The sequence below is a fragment of the Streptosporangium sp. NPDC000239 genome, from assembly GCF_040300765.1.
In the GTDB taxonomy this organism is placed as follows: Bacteria; Actinomycetota; Actinomycetes; order Streptosporangiales; family Streptosporangiaceae; genus Streptosporangium.
The window spans coordinates 108,835-125,548 of the sequence record NZ_JBEPEI010000018.1 but is presented as its reverse complement, the minus strand read 5'-3'; the positions used below and the strand labels follow the sequence as shown (position 1 = coordinate 125,548).

Here is a 16,714-nt window from a genome sequence, read left to right as displayed (position 1 = left end):
TCAGCCCAGCAGGTTTCGCCGGGCCAGGTAGGCAACGGTGACGCAGTGTTCCGTCACCCGGCCGCCGAGCGCCTCCGCGGTGGCCTCGATGTCCCGCAGAAGGGCGTCCCTGACCGGTTCGGAGAGTTCCCGGACTGCGGCGAAGGTGGCGTACAGCCGGGAGAGCTCCTGGGCCGACATCGTCATCGGCCACTGGATCACCTCCGTCCGGATGCCCTCGAAGGAGGCGGCGCCCAACGCTTCGATCCAGACATCACGGTCGAACGGTCCGACAACATCCAGGACTCCCGCAGGGCGGTGGTGGCGAAGAACAGCGTTGAGCGCGCTGCGGAAAGGAGTGGGCCTTGCCGGGTTTCCGTAGACGGTCCACCACGCCGCGATCCAGCCGCCGGGGCGAAGCAGGCACGCGATCCTCCGCAGAGCGGTGGACCTGTCCAGCCAGTGCAGGCTTGAGGCACACACCACAAGGTCGAAGTCCCCGCTGAGGTCGGGGAGCGCGTCGAAGTCACCTTCGATCACGGTGAGCGGCCGGTCGTGGAACTCGGCACGGAGCCGGGCCGCGAAGTCGGCCCCCAGTTCCACGGCGCAGACATCGGCGCCCCGGTCCAGCAGTTCCCGGGTGGCCTGCCCGCTGCCCGCGCCGATCTCCAGGACCTTGGCGCCGGGGCGCAGTGCGCCGGCCTCCTCAAGAAGCCGGTAGGCGCGGGTGGGGTAGCCGGGCCGCGATGAACGGTAGCCGTCCGCGTCCTTGTTGAAGAGCTCGCGACGCCGTACGCGATTGTCAGTATTCATAATGAAAAATCCCTCATGTCTTTTTTGCCCCTTCTAGGGAGAGCACAGAAGGCACCTCTTCCGGGGCCACCAGCCGCAACAGGGACAGGCAGGCTCCGGCCCTTCCGGTGAGCAGCCCGGGAAAACGGCCGCCGTGCGCGTGTGCGACGACGGCGCCGCTCGCCACGAGATCCCGCCTCATCCGCCGGTACGGCTCTCGCCCCAGCCGGGGGAGGCGTTCGGCTGTGAGCTGGAGGAACTCCAGACCGCCAAGCCCCCCGTGGCAGAGACCGTGGTCGGCGGGCGGGTTTTTCCTCGTGACCACGGGCAGGGCTCCGGCCACCTCTTCGACGAACGCCGGGGAGGGCCGCAGGCGGTGGGCGAGCAGCCGGGAGACTCCCGTTCCCGCGGCGCCGCTGCACCAGTGGGGCTCAGAGGCCGTCATGCCCCGGCCGGAGGCCAGGGCTTGGAGTCCCGCCTCCTCTGCTCCGGCATCCTTCAGGGCCCGGCCGGACCTGAGCAGCGCCCAGCCGATTCCGGCCCTCCCGTTGGCGAAGCCGTCGTCCACGTCATCCCACGGAGAGCCCGTCAGCCGCTCGACGCAGAGGGCGATCGCCGGCTTCAGCCCGGAGAGGCCATGTCGTTCGTAGAGGTCGCAGGCCACCACGGCCGCCCCGGCCAGCCCTGAGACCAGGCCGGGTTCCCACCGCTCACCGATGTTCCTGATGAAGAGCGGGGTCCAGCGGTCGATGATGTCGAGGTGGGTCTCGTCGGCGGTCAGCACCGCCAGGTGCGCCAGGACGTAGAACGTACCCGCCATTCCCGTGTACGCGCCGACCAGCCGTTCGTTCCGCAGTTCGGCGAGAACCGGACGCATGCTCCGTGACGCCAGCCCAAGATAACGATCATCCCCGTACACCTTCGCCGCGTAGCCAAACATGAGGGCCATACCGGACAGCCCGTCGTACAGCCTTGTGGGAAGTGCCCCATAGGTGCGTGGCTCGTCGCTCGCGCTGTCTCCGGCCAGACCGATCCAGGTACAGTCCGTTCTTCCGAGGATCGCCTCGTCGGCCAGCGCGTCGACGGCCTCACGGGTGCTGTCCCGCAGGCTCCTCCGCCCGGAAGCCGGGCGGGAGGAGGCGAGGACGGAGGGGGGCGAGGAGTGCGGCAGGGTGCTGAGAGCGGAGGTCAGGATGTCCAGCTGGGCGGCACGGTCCTCGGCGCCGAACATCCGCAGCCTGCGCTCGACCGCCTCACAGCCCGTCTCGTGGAAGAAGCCGTCGATCTCGCCGCCCTCCCCGAAACGGAGCGAGGTCGACGAGGCGCTGGTGAAGAAGCGGGGAACGTCCCCGGCCAGCAACTGGCCTCGCTCCGCCTCGGCCAGCAACCGGTCCCGCTCCGCCTCGGCCGGTTCGGGCCAGAGCTCCCCCGTCTCCAGGGGCTCTCGAAAACGACGAGGATGATGGAGCTCGCCCAACAGCACGCCGTAGACCTGGGTCGGCCGGGGCAGATAGCGGATCTCGGCGTCGCGGAACCGGCGGACCAGCGCGAGGAAGGCGGGCTTGTTCGCCGCGATGGCGTCGTAGGCGTCCAGGAATCCCCGGACGACATCGGGGACGTGGGCCGCGGGCTGAACCCGTCCGTGGTTCAGGAAGGGAAGGTTCCCGGTCTTCTCCAGGGTCGCGGGTATCAGCCCTGTCCGCATCACGTCGGTGAACGGCGCGACCAGGGCGAGCCTTCTCAGCGACCTCGGACCGCCCAGCCCACCGCCTATCGCACTGGTTTCCAGGGGGAGCTGCCGTCCGGGGACCATCGCGGTGGCCAGGACGCTTCGGGAGAGCGACGCGAAGGCCCTGTCCGCGGCGGAATCCGCGACGGCCGAGGAGGAGGGCGAGGGCTGGAGAACGGTTTCGAGATCGATCGGAACGGGGAACTCGCCCGCCGCCCTGAGGTTCTCCATGTGGATGTCGGTGGCGGCCAGACAGGTCAGCAGCGCGGCGCAGGAGCCGATCCGGCGGTAGAACCTGCTGATTGCCTCGCGACCGGAGGCGGGACTGTGACCGATGAACTCGCACCAGCCGTACCGGCCCCGGTTGATGACCCGCATCGCCCGTAGTTCGGCCCTGTCGCCGTGGCCGCCGAGACCGTTCAGGTCGTTGAGCAACGTGACGGCCTGGCCGTACAGCTCCTCGGCGTCGAGTGGCCGGGGCTTGTAGATGACCCGGACTCCGCCGTGGAAGGCCACCTCTGTGACGGATCGGCCGCCGTCGTGCGGATCCCCGAGGCCGCAGCGGAGCGCGTCGACCGTCGTCGTGCCCTCCGATATCCATCCATGCCGCCGAAGCAGAGGAAGATCGGTGGTGAGCCGGGAGAGCAGCTCCAGGGAGTTCGTCAGCCAGTTCTCCGCATGGCTCAGCAGAGCCCGGCCGAGCCCGGGGTACCTGCCGGAAAGAGCGGCGAGGTAGGACGGGTCACCCAGCAGGTGGTCGTTGTAATGGCGATATCTGTCCTCGGGAGTCTCTCCGGTGAGCAGCCCGCCGGTCCGTGACTCGTTGAGCTCGAAGATCAGAGTCTGGTGGCTGACGGAGACCAGGCCGTCGATCAGGTTCGCCGTCAGGGAGTCCCAGGCGTCCTCGGTGAGGACGTCCTCGAAGGCCGCGGCCTTCGCTCTCAGGAGGCTTCGGTGACGGTCGGCGAACCTTTCCACCAGCCCGCAGAAAGGGACCTGGTCGTAACGGGTTCCGTAGAGCCTCACCGGGACCTTCACCCGGACAGGGCCGGCGGGGCGTGAGCGTATCTCGTCGATCACGGCATTCCTCAGGCGCGCCGGCCGGAAAGGAGCTGGCTGCCGACGAGTTCCCGATAGAAGCCGTCCGCCGCCAGCAGTTCCTCGTGGGTTCCGCTGGCACGCACCCGCCCGCCCTCCAACACCACGATGCGGTCGGCCCCCACCACGGTGGAGAGCCGATGGGCGATCATGACGACCGTGGTCGTCTTCGCCACGGCGGTCATCGTCTCCCGCAGCGCGAGCTCGTTGGCCGCGTCGAGCTGGGAGGTCGCCTCGTCCATCAGCAGGATCCGCGGACGACGCAGCAGGGCACGTGCGATGGCTATCCGCTGACGCTGGCCACCGGAGAGCGTCGTGCCCCGGTGGCCGATCCGCGTTTCGAGACCGTCGGGCAGGTTCGCGACGAACTCGGTGAGCCTCGTCCTGGCCAGCGCGTGTTCCAGCTCCTGTTCGGAGACCTCCTGCGTGGCGTAACACAGGTTTTCCCTGAGCGTGCCGGCCAGAACGGGGGCGTCCTGCTCGACGTAACCGATCTGCTGACGCAGTTCGGCCAGCGGCCACTGCCGCACGTCCTTGCCGTCGAGCGTGACGATCCCCGACGACGGCTCGTAGAAGCGCTCCAGCAGGGAGAAGAGGGTGGTCTTCCCGGCGCCGGACGCGCCCACGACCGCCGTGACCTCGCCGCCGGCGACGGTGAAGCTGACCTCGCGCAGGACGGGCTCCTCGCCGTAGCCGAAGGAGACCTTCTGGAAGGCGGCCGTGGCCTGCCGGTAGACGGGCTTGTCCACCGTGGCCGTGGGCCGCCCCTCCGCCTCGACCGGCAGGTCCTCCACTTCGCGCATGCGACGTACGGCGGCCAGACCCACCTGCATCTCCGTGGCGCCCTGCACGAGGGTCGCGATCGGCTGGCCCAGGTTGAACAGGTACAGCAGAAACGCCACCAGCGAGGACACGGAGAGATCACCGGACGCTACCCGGGCGGCCCCGGCCCCGAGCACGGTGAGGAAGGCCACCTGGATGGCGAGCCCCGAGGAGACCCGGGCGAGCGCGGCCCACTTCGCCGCGCCGACGGTATGCCGCCACGCCTGGTCGACGGCGGTTCCCAGCCGGGATATCTCGGCGCTCTCCATACCGCTCGCCTTCACGGTGCGGAAGGCGCCGAGCGCCCGTTCCAGAGCCGTCGTGATCTCTCCGACCGACTGCTGCACACCCTGCTGGGCGCGCGAGATCCTGGGCATGGCCAGGCCGACCACTCCCAGAATGAGGATCAGGATGCCCGCGGTGACGGCGAGCAGCGGAAGGTCGAGCAGGGCCATCAGCGTGATGCCGCCGACGAGCATGAGGGCGCCGCTGAGCGGCTCCACCAGGGCTTGCGAGGCGGCGCCGCTCAGAAGCGTCGTGTCGGAGGTCACCCGTGAGATCAGGTCGCCGGGGCGGTCCAGCGCGTCGACCCGTAAACGCATGATCCTCGTGATGAGGTTGCCACGGGCGCGGCACACGACGGACGCCGCCACCCGTTCCAGCAGGTAGGTGCCCCACGCGGCGCAGAGCGCGCTGAGGACGACGAGCCCGACGAGTGCCAGCACCGGGCTCCACGACGTCCCTCCCACGCCGATCGCATCGATGACCTGCTTGGCGACCAGTGGCTGGGCGAGTCCGGCCGCGGTTCCCACGAGGTTCAGGGCACCGCCCGCCAGGAGCGGCCCGCGGTGTGGAAGGCTGTGGCTCGCCAGGAGCCGCCAGGCGGGCAGGCGTGTCCGGATGTCTCCCGTCGTGGCGTTCATCAGCCCATCTCGAATCGGTTGAGGCTTCTCATCGCCGTACGCGAGGCCACCAGGCATCCGGCGACGGCGGTGACCAGCCCGACCAGCCCGAAGGTGGCGAGGGTGCCCACGGGCATCGCCCGTACGGCCGCCGCGACGTCTCCGCCCGCCATGAGGAAGGCCATCCACGCGGTCGCCATCACCCCCAGCAACCAGGCGGGGACGACCGTCAGCACCATCTCGTAGACGACCATCACGATGATCTGCCGCGGGGCCGCGCTGATCTGGCGGAAGGAGTTGAACTCCCCTGCGCGGTCCACCGCGCTCAGCACCAGCGCGCTGACCGCGGCCAACAGGAGGAAGCCGCCCACCAGGACCACGGCGAGGATGCCGATGCTGGAGGTGCCGGCCGCGCGCTCCGCCACGTACCGCTGACGGAACTCCCCCGTCGACTCCACCTTGACCAGTCCGCTCCCTCCGGCGACGTCGTGGAGTCGCGACTGCGCGGCGGGTTCGGCCTGGACCAGGATCCGGTTGTAGGCGGGCGTGGCCACATGGCCCGAGAGGGCACGGCCGGGCAGCAGCAGACCCTCCTGGCCGCCCTTGTCCAGGCCGAAGACGGCCGTGACCGGCAGGACGACCGGGGACGACGCGCCCGTGATGCGTACCTCCACCCGGTCTCCGAGCGAGATGCCACGCTGCTGCGCGTAGGAGTGGCCCACGGCGACTCCCTCGTCGGAGAGTCTGCCCTGCTGGATCTGGAGGTCGAGCAGCCCGTCGACCTTGCCGGTGGTCACGGTCGCGTAGGTGGCGGCGGTGTCCTGGATCCCCCCGGCCGATCCCGTGCGTACGGGCGTGGCCTGAGCCCAGGCGTCCCACAGGCCGACGGTGGCCGTGACACCGGCGATGCCCGCCACCTCCTGCCGGGTCTTCTCACTGAGCCCGATGTAGGCGTCGCGGATCAGCGGCGTCCTGAGGATGTAGTCCGCGCTGATCCGCTCCGCCGCCTCCTCCGTCGTGCTGAGCGTGTAGAGCGGGAGGCTGCTCAGGGCCCACCCCGCGATCGCCACTCCCACAGCGAGCGGTGCCACGACCCCCGCGTACCGGCGGTGCTGGAACCGTACGTTCGCGGCGGCCAGATAGCCGCTGACCGAGGAGAGCGCGGTGATGGGGGCACGGCTGACCCGGGCCAGTCCGTAGACCACCCAGGAACCGATGAACCCGATGCCGACCATGACCAGCCCGCTCGCCAGCACGCCGTAGACGCCACGCAGGGCGGGCGGCATCAGACCGGTCATGCCAAGGACCTGGACGGTGCCCGCGCCGGCCAGCGCCAGGACACCCACCACGATCTTGAGAGTGCTCTTCCCGGTCTGCTCGGTCACCGCGACGGAGTCGGCAAGAGCCTCCGCGGGCCTGATTCTCAACGCGGTGCGTGCCGTCAGCCAGGCGGCCACCTGGCCGGCCAGGATGGTGGCGACGAGGGCCAGAACCATCGGCTGCGCGCTGTAGCTCACCCGGAACGCCGGGTTGAAGATCTCCCTGGAACGCAGGGCGACGACGAGCAGTTCGGCCATCCCCAGCCCCAGGACACCTCCGACGACTCCGCCGACCAGCGTGAGGATCAGTGCCTCCGCGTGGCAGAGGGACCTGACCTGACCCGGGGTGGCGCCGACCGCCCTGAGCAGGGCGAGCTGCCGGGAACGGCGGCGGATCGACGTGATCAGCGCGCCGCTGATCACGGTGATGGCCATGAGGGCGACGATCGCGGTCAGCATGCTCATGGTCTGTCCGGTCGCCCGGTCGTCGGGCAGGCTTCCCTCCAGTACGCCGCGGTCGGCTCCCGCGGCCACGCGCAGGGTCGGCAGCCCCGCCGGTCCCGGGGCGTCACCCCGGACCGTCTGGCTCAGCAGGGATTCGACCTCCGCCGCGACCGTCGCGGGGCTGAACCCGGAGTTGACGGAGATCCCCAGCGCGTCCACCCGTCCGGCGCCGCGTCCGGCCAGCTCGGCGGCGCGCTCGTCGGCGAAGAAGAGCGTGCGCTGGTAGGGCAGCGGCCCTGTTGAGGATCCGGGCTCCGCCGTCCCGGCCAGCCGGTAGGTACGGCTCGCGCCGGCCACGAGCACCGGCACCGGCTGTCCGAGAGACACCCCGGCCGCCTCGGCCAGCTCCCGGTCCAGCACCACCTCGTCGGGGCCGGCGGGCCACCGGCCCTCACGGAGAGCGAAGGGGGTGAGTTTCGCGCTCGCCGCGGCGTGACCGAACTGCGCGATTCTCGTGAGCGGAAGCACCGGCTGCCCGTGCCTGTCCAGCACGATCGCGGTGAACGTCAGCTCCGGCACGACCTCGCGGACGGAGGAAAGCCCCCGGACCCGCTTGACCGCTTCCTGGGTGAACAGCCCCGTGCCCCCTCCCGCCACGACGGGGACGGCCGAGTACCGTTCTACCGGTGCCTCCGCGTGCGTCGCCGAGTACTGGATGACGGCGAACGCGTTGATCAGGCCGGACCCGATGGCGATCATCAGGAACGCCCCGAGCAGCACGCCCGGCTGGCGCCGCAGCGTGCTCCATGCGATGGACAGCATCAGTCCTCACCTGCCAGACGCGTCATGGTGGCGGCCACCCGCTCGGGGGTGGGCGCCGTCATGACGTCGACGATCCTTCCGTCCACGAGGAAGAGCACCTGGTCGGCGTGGGCGGCGGCGACCGGATCGTGGGTCACCATGATCACGGTCTGGGCGAGTTCGGTGACGGCGTCGCGCAGCACCGACAGCACCGCCTTGCTTGAGGCCTTGTCCAGGGCACCGGTCGGTTCGTCGGCGCAGAGGACGCGTGGCTTGGTGATCAACGCCCGGCAGATGGCCACCCGCTGCTGCTGCCCGCCGGACAGCTCGTGCGGCCGGTGGCTCAGGCGGTTGGCGATGCCGGCGCGACTGGCGAGTTCGTTCATCCAGGCCTGGTCCGTGGCACGGTGCGCCAGCCGGAGGGGGAGCGTGATGTTCTCGGCGGCGGTGAGCGCCGGGATCAGGTTGAAGGCCTGGAAGACGAAGCCGATCAGGTCACGGCGGATGGTCGCCAGCTTCTTCTCCGACATCCCGTTGAGGCGGTGCTCGCCGAGGAGAACCGAGCCGTCGGTGGGTTCGAGCAGTCCCGCCACGCACTGCAGCAAGGTCGTCTTGCCGGAGCCCGAGGGCCCCATCACCGCGGTGAAGGAGCCCGGCGTGAAGGACCACGTCACGTTCTTCAGCGCGGTGACGGTGGTCTCGTTCGCGCCGTAGACGTGACTCACCTGCTCCAGACCCACGGCGGATGAGAGCCGCTGTTCCACGGAGGTCTTCTGCACAGTCATGAGCGGACCGACACTTTCATGGTGATGAAGAAATGAATGATCTCGTCGGGGTTCTCACCGATGGGCTCCCCCTCCGCCTCGACCCACGCGTGGGCCTCGAAGGGGTGGGTGCTCACACCCGCGCACCAGTCCGGCCAGCTGCCCGCCGCCCGGCACATGAGGGCGATCGCGATGGATCGTTCGAGGCAGCGCGGGCCACCGTGCCTGAGGCTCAGGCCCACGATCGCGTTTCTGGCCCGCTCCGCCTCCTCCGCGGTCGCCGCCCTGGCCCCTTTGCTCAGGGAGCGGAGTACGGCGTGCAACCGGTAGGGGGCGCAACGGGCCAGCGGCCAGGCCAGGAGGATGGCGGCCAGCACGACGGGGCGTAGCCGCCAGGGGGGCGCGGTGGCCTGCTGAAGCGCCACCATCTTGGGACTCACCGGGTCACCAGCTTGGCCGCGGCCAGCTTCTCGATCATCTGCTGGACGTCGTCGGCGGCCCGGTCCGCCGCGTCCGGGTACCGTTCACGCAGCACCGCGACCGCCGATTCGAGGTCCCCCTCGGCCATGAGGCACTTCAGCACGATCGCCGCGGTGTCGTTGGTCTGCCAGTATCTGCCGCGGCGGTTGTCCAGAAGGACCGCCCCGGTGTCGGTTTCGGTGAACGTCACATGCGCGGGCAGACGCCAGGCCATCACGGTGCTCCTTCACGGTCGGCTGTGGATCGAAGCCAGAGTTCGACACCCAGCGTGGAGTCGAACGGCATGAACGGCCGTGCGTCCGCGTGCTCTCCGAAGAGGACCGGGCGGATCGCCTCAGGGTCGATGAGACCCATCCTGGCCAGGTGTGAGTCCTCGCACATGGCCCAGAGCTCGTGCCGGTGCCGGCGCAACCCCTCGTAGAAGTCGGTGCTTCCGTCGGCCTTGGTCTGGCGGTCGAGGACATGGGGGACCAGCCCTCGCATCGCGGTGGCGAGGACGGGTTTCATGTGGGTGGGCGAGATCCGGTCCTCAAGGCGGATGGAGAGCGCAGCCTCAAGGACACGGTCATCGGTGTACGGAGCCTCCAGCAGGATGCCGAACTGCTCCGCGATCCGGGAGACTCCGCGGATGATCCAGCCGTTCGCCTGTACGGCGCGGATCATCTCGTGCTGGACCGGCAGGGGGGAGAACGGTTCGGGGCCCGCGGCCGCCGCCTCGCGGATCAACCTGCGCGCGGTCAGCACGGCCTCCTCGGTCGCCCAGGGCGGCATGCGGAGGGACGGTTCCCACCCGGTCTCGTATCCCCAGACCCGCTGGTCGGTGAGCTGGTCGGTGCTCCTGGCCAGCCAGCGGGCGTAGGGCTTGATGGCGGACATCTGGCGCACCGTGGTGGCCAGGCTCCAGCGATATCGTGACGCGGCGGCCCTGATGTGTTGCATGGATCGTCGCGGTTGTTGGCGTGACAGAGAGTGCAGGCAGGTGGTGGTGGCGAAGAACAGCTCGTCGCCCCCCGTTCCCTGCATGTGTCGGGTGGCACCGGTTTCGGCGGCCAGCCGCAGCACGTGCTCGATGCGCGCGCGGGGGCGGGCCAGAGGAGCAGGCCCCTCAAGGTCGAGCCGGGCCTCGGCCAAAGGGGAGTACAGGGCGGGGCCCGTGCCGCGCGGTACGGTCAGATGCCGGGCGTGCGGCAGGTCGGTTCTGCAGAGGTCGGTCCAGTGCTTGTCGTCGTTCAGGCTGCCCGAGGCCTCGTAGTGGACGGTGACCAACTCGCTGCTCTTCCCGGCGGCGAGGAAACACAGGCTGGTGGAGTCCACTCCGCCGGAGAAGTCCGAGCTGAGGACGCCGGTTCCCCGGCTTCTGGCCGTGACCGCGGCGTCCAGGGCCTCGCGGACCTTCACCGCTCCCTCGGCCAGCGGGACCGTGGGCTCGGGAGGCGTCCACCAGGGCACCTGGCGATCGGCGCCGTTGGCGGAGATCTCCAGGTAGCACCCCGGTGTCAGGGCGCGGACGCCCTTCCACATGCTCACCTCGTTCAACGGCCACGGCGCTCCGAACGGGGTGAGCAGGTGCAGCGCCAGACGTTCCTCGTCGATCCCGGCCCCCGTGAGCTCGGCCAGACTCTGCGGGCGATCCGCGGCGACGGTGACGCCCATGACGGTGCCGTAGAAGATCTGCCGGGCGGTCGAGATGCTGCCCTGTGCCCTCACCGTGCCGTTCACGGAGCCGATCAGGTGGAACGACCCCGCGATCGAGCTCGCCAGGGCGTCGAGGTCACGTATGGAGCGGACCCGGCGGAGCCGTTCGGCCAGGGCGGTCTCGGTGATGTCCACCGTTCCCAGAAGGGCGACCCTGGCGTGTGCCGACTCAGCCTGGACGATGTCGAAGTCGGGCCACTGGCCCAGAAGCCACGGTCGGCCGGAACGATGCGTCAACACTTTCTCGCCGAGCGCGGTGGGAAGGATACTCCTGATCCTGTCCGCTTCCGGATTGTCGGGAAAAATGATGAATTTCATCCCGGCCTCCTTTTCCGTGTTGGAGACGGTGTCCGGCGGCGCCGCCGCCGGACACCGTCGCGGCTAGTTACTCTTCGAATTAGTCGAAGTAGTAGCCCCAGATGCTGTCGGCCCACTTGCCGCGGTTGGTGAGCTGGGTGAGCTCGGAGAAGTCGCCAACCTCGACCAGAGCCGGAACCTCGTAGACGAAGGTCTTCTCGTTCATGTTTCTTCCTTTCGAAAACGCGTTTCGCGTGTTTTTTAGTTTTAACGGCCGGGGCGTTTTTTGTTTCGCCCCGTCCTTGCTGACATGTGAAACTCTCGCAGGCCCCGTTTCCCGCACGCTTCCTCGTCACTTCTTCGCCCGGCAGACGGCACCCGAGGGCAGGGTGAGGTCGGTCAGGTAGCGCACCGCGTGCTCGACCACACAGTGGGCGCCCGGCATTCCGCCCAGGTAGATGACGTGACCCGGGCCGTCGTAGCGCACGGTCGCCGAGCCCGGGATGTGCCTGAGCAGGCGGCGGGTCGGCGTGTAGTCGCCCGGGTGGGTTCCCGCTCCGAGGAAGGGGGGAAGCCTCCTCGCGGGCAGTGGCCGGGGCGGATTCGCAAGGGGGACGGTCCAGCCGGTACACGCCAGGTTGGGATAGGACAGGGCACCGAAGTCGGGGGAGAGCCGTTCGAGAAGCCCACGGTTTCCGCGGAGGGCCGGGTAACCGGTCCTGCCCCAGAGGCCGTCCGGGCACTGCAGGGCGAGAACCACCGGCCTGGTCCAGTGCCGCAGGTTTCCGAGGCTCGGCATCGCGAACCCCGAGGCGTCCCCCCGCAGGGCTCCCCGTACGGACGCCGCGAAGGCACGCCAGGAGCTGTCGCCGGCGACACCGGGCAGCAGGAGGACGGGAGCGGAGATCCTGAGGTGCCAGCCGGTGAGCTCGCGCCCGGCGAAGGCCCCCTTCAGCACGGGGACAGGGAACGCGTCGGCCCGGCGGACCAGCCGGCGCCAAAGCGACCTGACGTTCCTGCCGTGCAGTTCGCACGCGGTGGTGGCGGCGCACCAGGAGACGAAACGGTCGAAGGCCTGCTCGGTGCCCGTGAGCCACTCCCTGCCTCTGCCGGTCCACGCGTCAACGTGGTCGGGAACCCCGTCGAGGTAGGCGGCGCGGACGCGCTCGGGGAACAGGCGGGCGTAGGCCGTCATCGGCACCCCGCCGTACGACCGGACGGTGAAGGTGAGCCGGGTCTCGCCGAGGGCTCGGCGGACCGCCTCCATGTCCCTGGCCGCGGAGATCGAGTCGAGGTGGGTGAGCAGGCCGGTGCGATCGTCGCGCCTGCAGGCGGCGACCCCTCTGCTCAGGGCCCTGACCTGTCCGGCGTAGGCGGCATGGTCGCGCGGGTCGGTGAGCGTGGACCAGGTCCGGGTGCACGAGGCGGGAAGAGCCGACAGGGCCACGGCGGTACGCGGGTCGTAGCCGACGACGTCGAACCGCTGACGCAGCGCTTTGTGCAGCTCAGAGGGGCGCTTCAGCGCCTCCGTGCCGCTTTCCCCCGGCCCGCCGGGGACGTCGAACAGGGTGCCGATGCGCCTGTCCGGCGCGAGGGCCGGCAGCTTCATGAGCCGCAGTGCGATCGTCCGGCCCTCTGGACGCGCCCAGTCCACGGGAACCCGCAGACTCGCGCACTGCGCGGCCACGTCGTGCGGGCAGGGCCTCCAGTCGATCATGGGAGCCGCGGAGGCGGGTGTCACCGTGTACAGGGTCGTCGCGGTCATGAGGAAACCGGCGGCCAGCAGTTTCATGGTGCTCTCCATGAAGAAGCCGTGTTCTGCGGACTTCTTCAGGATCGCCGCTGACCTGCGGGGTTTCCTCCCCCTCCAAGAGGGTCCTCGCCCTGGGACCCGAGTCCTACGAGCCGGCCGCTCTGGGGGCCTGGTCCCCCGGCTTCACGAGTCCGGCCTCGTAGGCCAGAATCACTGCCTGGGCCCGGTCGCGTACCCCGGTTTTGGCGAAGAGGCTGGTCACGTGGTTCTTGACGGTCGATCTGGTGACCTTGAGAGCGGCGGAGATCTCGGCGTTCGAGTGGCCGCGGGCGATCAACACCAGCACGTCCTGCTCGCGGTCGGTGACGCCCGTCAGCCTGGGACGGTGGCGTGGCGGCGGTGAGCGGACGAAGTTCTCGATCAGCCTGGTCAGCAGCCGGGGGGCCACCACGGACTCGCCCTCGTGAGCGATCCGTACCGCTCGCACCAGCTCCTCGGGGGGGATCTCCTTGGACACGAAACCGGACGCCCCGGCGTACAGCGCCTCCATGACATGTTCGTCGAGGTCGAAGGTGCTGATCACGACCACCCGGACGCCGGGATGCTCGGCGGTGATGCGCCTGGTGGCGGTGATGCCGTCGACGCCCTTGGGCATGTGGACGTCCATCAGCACCACGTCCGGAGCCGACCGCGCGCACATCCGGCACGCCGCGTCGCCGTCCTCGGCCTCGCCCACCACGACGATGTCCTCCTGGGCCTCAAGGATCATCCCGAAACCCGCCCGGATCAGCGCCTGGTCATCGACGATCAGCACCCTGATCGGCCGGGATGCGTGCACGGACACGGAAACCTCCCTCTGGAACGGACCCGATCTGCAGTTCCCCGCCACAAAGGGTGACACGCTCGGTGATTCCACGCAGGCCGAAGCCGTTCGTCTCCGACGTGTGCTGTACGGCCGGGCCGTCGTCGCTCACCTCCACCTCGACAGCCCCGGGAAGGTAGGCCACCGTGACGGTGGCCGCGGCTCCGGCGGCGTGTTTGCGGGAGTTGGTCAGCGCCTCCTGGACGATCCGGTAGACCGCGTTGTCCACGGTGGCCCCCAGCGGGAACGAATCTCCGGTCACCTCAAGCCGGACCCGCTGCCCGGCGCCCCGTGCCCGCTCCACGAGAGAGGGCAGAAGGGCGACCCCCGTCGCGTGGTCCTCACTCTCGGGTCTGTGCGTCTGCTCGGCGCGCAGCACGTGCAACAGGTGCCGCAGCTCCGCTATGGCGTCGCGACCGTTCCGCTCAGCCGTGGCCAGCGCCGTCTCCGCCCGGTCGGGGTCCTTGCGCAGGATCGTCCGTGCCGCGCCGAGCAGGACGTTCACCGTACTGATGTGGTGGGCCACCACGTCGTGGAGCTCCCGCGCGATACGCGCCCGCTCGGCCCGTACGGCCGTCGCCTCCAGTTCGGACCGTTCACGTTCTCTCAGCTCGTGGCGTAGCCGCACCAGACACCCGAAGGCGACCAGCAGGAAAAGCGGACACAGCAGCAGCGCGGCGACGAGGAAGGCCACGGACAGCTGTCCGTCCGCGTCCCGGTTGAGGATCGGGGAGCCGAGGGCGTGCAGGACAACGAGCGTGCCGCCGTAGACCAGACCGGCGATCACCGCCGCCGTCCAGGAGACGCGGGGCGGAGCGTGCCTGCCGACGGCGTACAGGGCCACCGCCAGCGCCCCGGGCAGCACCGGATGCGATACCAGGAGCTGTGTCGCCAGGGCGCACACGAGGTTGACGACCAGGACCGGGACGGGTTGTGTCCGTCGCCGGAACAGGGCGACCGAGGCCAGACCGCCGATGAGCGCCTGAACGATGAGAGCGGTCCCGCTCGCGCCGGAGGAGGACAGTATCCAGGCGAACAGGATGACCAGGCAGTCCGCGGTCCGGGATCCGCCGAAACGCCTACGCCGCACAGTTCTGCACTCTGCCCCCCTGTGGTTTGGAGATCAATGGCGACCTGTCGAGTCTTCCATCCCGGTGAGAACGCGGCTGACGGCCGCGTCGAGTTCGGTGATCTGATCTTCGGTCAGGGCCCGTTCCCTTGAGTGCGCCAGCACCATCGGAGGGCAGTGATACGTGAACCGCCCGCCGCTTTCCATTCCGGAGACCGTGAGCATCCGCGCATCGACGAGGGCCTCGATCCGCCATTCCGCCTCGGCCGGTGAGATCTTCTCCAAACACGAGGCGTCCTGGACCGAGACATCCTGTTTTCCGGAGTAGCCGATCTTCCTGAGCAGCGTCCTGGCCTCAGGGGACAGCGAGAGGTAACCGCTGTCGAGGGCGGCGCGGATGTCGAGGTCGTCATGGCGCAGCTCGGACAGGATTCTGTCGGGGTCCTCCAGACGGGCGGCCAGGGTGGCGATGTCCCAGTGCGGTCTGGCGGCCAGTTTCGCGGCGATGATGTCCACGGCCAGAGGCAGGCCGTCACACAGTTCGATCACCCGATGGGTGGCCTCGGGCTCGGCCGCCAGGCGATGGGCCCCCACACCGTCGGCGAGAAGCGCCCACGCGTCATCGACGGACAGACCGCCCAGCGTGATCTGTACGGCTTCACGCAGCGAGGAGAGGGACGAACGGCTGGTGACGATGAGCGCGCACTCCCGGCAGGCCGGAAGGAACGAGCGGACCTGCGCCGCGCCGGCCACGTTCTCCACCACGATGAGGATGCGCCGACTGGCCAGGAGAGTGCGCAGGCGGCCGTTCTGTTCGTCCTGCCGTTTCGGCACCCTCGTGTCGCCCAGCGCGCGCAGCATGCCGGGCAGCACGTCGTCCGGCTCGGTGTTGTAGAGCTGCCCGTCGGGAAAGAGCTCCGCCGAACCGTGGGCCGCCTCCAGGGCCAGCGTCGTCTTGCCCGAGCCACTGGCTCCGGTGATCGCCACCGTGCGGCTGCCCCGTTCCAGCGCCGTCCGGATCCGCTCCAACTCCCAGGACCGGCCGGTGATCTTCAGAGGGCGGGGCGGGAGCTGCCGGGGAACCGGCGCGTCCTCTGTCGGTACGGGTTCCTGGCGGAGGATCTGCTCGTACAGGTGCCGCAACTCGGGAGAGGGGTCGATGCCCAGCTGTTCGGCGAGCTCCTCACGGAGCCTGGTGAAGGCGGCGATGGCCTCCCCGGTCCTACCGGCCCGGTAACAGGCCGTCATGAGCTGCCAGGAGAAGTGCTCACGCATCGGGTGTTCGCTGGTCAGGCGCCGGATCTCGGGGATCAGGTCGTTGTGGTTGCCGAGGGCCAGGTCGGCTCCGAAGCGCTCCTGGATCGCCGTCAGCCGCCGCTCCTCCCACTCCTCAGCCGCTGCCCTGAACACCTGGCTGTCCAACCCGGCCAGAGCCGGGCCACGCCAGACCTTCAGCGCCTCCTGCAGGAGCCTGGCCTTGTCCCGGGGGTGCGCCGCGGTCCTGGCGGACTCGGTCAGACTCTTGAACCGCCACGCGTCGATCACCTCGGTGGGGGTGCTGAGCAGGTAGGAACCGTCCTGCTCGACGATGAGGACGCCCTGTTGCCGGAGTTCCCCGACCCCTCGGTGGATCTGGTTGCGCGCGCTCTTGACAGGACGCTCGCCGTAGAGCCCGTCCACCAGGGCGTCCATGCTCACCAACTGGCCCGGGGAGAGAAGCAGCCGGGCCATGACCGTCCTCGCCCGTCTTGTGGAGAGCCTGACCTCCCCGTCCTCCTTCCACAACGCCACGGCTCCCAGGAAGCCGAAGCGCGTCGCCCTGCCGGTGGACCGGCTCGTCCTCGCGCGTGTCCGCTCCGCTGACCGACCGCCCGCCTCTCGCACCATGTCTCGCCTCCTGCCGGTGGC

General features: G+C 69.6%; 13 protein-coding genes. All 13 read right to left on the bottom strand.

The features are described from left to right. Positions 1–792 carry a methyltransferase domain-containing protein gene (locus ABT340_RS33395; RefSeq protein ID WP_352014872.1) on the bottom strand — a complete coding sequence of 264 codons (792 nt, stop codon included), beginning with the start codon at positions 790–792 and terminating at the stop codon, positions 1–3. Between the two features lie 13 nt (positions 793–805). Then, a complete protein-coding gene (lanM, locus tag ABT340_RS33390; protein ID WP_352014871.1) occupies positions 806–3,526 on the bottom strand; it encodes a type 2 lanthipeptide synthetase LanM in 2,721 nt (906 codons plus the stop codon). Between the two features lie 62 nt (positions 3,527–3,588). Next, positions 3,589–5,343 (bottom strand): ABC transporter ATP-binding protein, encoded by a 1,755-nt coding sequence (locus tag ABT340_RS33385; RefSeq protein ID WP_352014870.1) that lies wholly within the window; start codon positions 5,341–5,343, stop codon positions 3,589–3,591. After that, positions 5,343–7,907 (bottom strand): ABC transporter permease, encoded by a 2,565-nt coding sequence (locus ABT340_RS33380; protein ID WP_352014869.1) that lies wholly within the window; start codon positions 7,905–7,907, stop codon positions 5,343–5,345. Before ABT340_RS33380 ends, ABT340_RS33385 begins: the two co-directional genes overlap by 1 nt. Continuing rightward, positions 7,907–8,671, bottom strand: coding sequence for an ABC transporter ATP-binding protein (locus tag ABT340_RS33375; RefSeq protein WP_352014868.1), 765 nt, complete (start codon positions 8,669–8,671; stop codon positions 7,907–7,909). The genes ABT340_RS33380 and ABT340_RS33375 overlap by 1 nt, the downstream gene beginning before the upstream one ends. Then, positions 8,668–9,090: a lasso peptide biosynthesis B2 protein gene (locus tag ABT340_RS33370; protein ID WP_352014867.1), complete on the bottom strand. Its 423-nt coding sequence runs from the start codon at positions 9,088–9,090 to the stop codon at positions 8,668–8,670. The genes ABT340_RS33375 and ABT340_RS33370 overlap by 4 nt, the downstream gene beginning before the upstream one ends. Then, on the bottom strand, positions 9,087–9,344 hold the full coding sequence (locus ABT340_RS33365; protein ID WP_352014866.1) for a lasso peptide biosynthesis PqqD family chaperone: 258 nt from the start codon (positions 9,342–9,344) through the stop codon (positions 9,087–9,089). The genes ABT340_RS33370 and ABT340_RS33365 overlap by 4 nt, the downstream gene beginning before the upstream one ends. Then, the gene (locus tag ABT340_RS33360; protein WP_352014865.1) at positions 9,344–11,143 is read right to left on the bottom strand and encodes an asparagine synthase-related protein; all 1,800 of its coding nucleotides are present in this window, start codon (positions 11,141–11,143) and stop codon (positions 9,344–9,346) included. The genes ABT340_RS33365 and ABT340_RS33360 overlap by 1 nt, the downstream gene beginning before the upstream one ends. A 79-nt stretch (positions 11,144–11,222) precedes the next feature. Beyond that, entirely contained in the window at positions 11,223–11,348 is a 126-nt protein-coding gene (locus ABT340_RS33355; RefSeq protein ID WP_352002374.1) for a lasso RiPP family leader peptide-containing protein, read from the bottom strand. A gap of 126 nt (positions 11,349–11,474) precedes the next feature. After that, positions 11,475–12,914 carry an alpha/beta fold hydrolase gene (locus ABT340_RS33350; protein ID WP_352014864.1) on the bottom strand — a complete coding sequence of 480 codons (1,440 nt, stop codon included), beginning with the start codon at positions 12,912–12,914 and terminating at the stop codon, positions 11,475–11,477. 106 nt (positions 12,915–13,020) lie between these two features. Beyond that, positions 13,021–13,719, bottom strand: a complete 699-nt coding sequence (locus ABT340_RS33345; protein WP_352014863.1) for a response regulator transcription factor — start codon at positions 13,717–13,719, stop codon at positions 13,021–13,023. Then, entirely contained in the window at positions 13,673–14,827 is a 1,155-nt protein-coding gene (locus tag ABT340_RS33340; protein WP_352014862.1) for a sensor histidine kinase, read from the bottom strand. The genes ABT340_RS33345 and ABT340_RS33340 overlap by 47 nt, the downstream gene beginning before the upstream one ends. Before the next feature lie 33 nt (positions 14,828–14,860). Further along, positions 14,861–16,693 carry an AfsR/SARP family transcriptional regulator gene (locus ABT340_RS33335; protein ID WP_352014861.1) on the bottom strand — a complete coding sequence of 611 codons (1,833 nt, stop codon included), beginning with the start codon at positions 16,691–16,693 and terminating at the stop codon, positions 14,861–14,863. Positions 16,694–16,714 lie beyond the last annotated feature (21 nt).

What these genes read in the sequence shown, in the direction of transcription:
- ABT340_RS33395 (WP_352014872.1), bottom strand. Translation starts at nt 792, where the DNA reads ATGAATACTGACAATCGCGTACGGCGTCGCGAGCTCTTCAACAAGGAC.
- ABT340_RS33385 (WP_352014870.1), bottom strand. Translation starts at nt 5,343, where the DNA reads ATGAACGCCACGACGGGAGACATCCGGACACGCCTGCCCGCCTGGCGG.
- ABT340_RS33380 (WP_352014869.1), bottom strand. Translation starts at nt 7,907, where the DNA reads ATGCTGTCCATCGCATGGAGCACGCTGCGGCGCCAGCCGGGCGTGCTG.
- ABT340_RS33375 (WP_352014868.1), bottom strand. Translation starts at nt 8,671, where the DNA reads ATGACTGTGCAGAAGACCTCCGTGGAACAGCGGCTCTCATCCGCCGTG.
- ABT340_RS33365 (WP_352014866.1), bottom strand. Translation starts at nt 9,344, where the DNA reads ATGGCCTGGCGTCTGCCCGCGCATGTGACGTTCACCGAAACCGACACC.
- ABT340_RS33360 (WP_352014865.1), bottom strand. Translation starts at nt 11,143, where the DNA reads ATGAAATTCATCATTTTTCCCGACAATCCGGAAGCGGACAGGATCAGG.
- ABT340_RS33355 (WP_352002374.1), bottom strand. Translation starts at nt 11,348, where the DNA reads ATGAACGAGAAGACCTTCGTCTACGAGGTTCCGGCTCTGGTCGAGGTT.
- ABT340_RS33350 (WP_352014864.1), bottom strand. Translation starts at nt 12,914, where the DNA reads ATGAAACTGCTGGCCGCCGGTTTCCTCATGACCGCGACGACCCTGTAC.
- ABT340_RS33335 (WP_352014861.1), bottom strand. Translation starts at nt 16,693, where the DNA reads ATGGTGCGAGAGGCGGGCGGTCGGTCAGCGGAGCGGACACGCGCGAGG.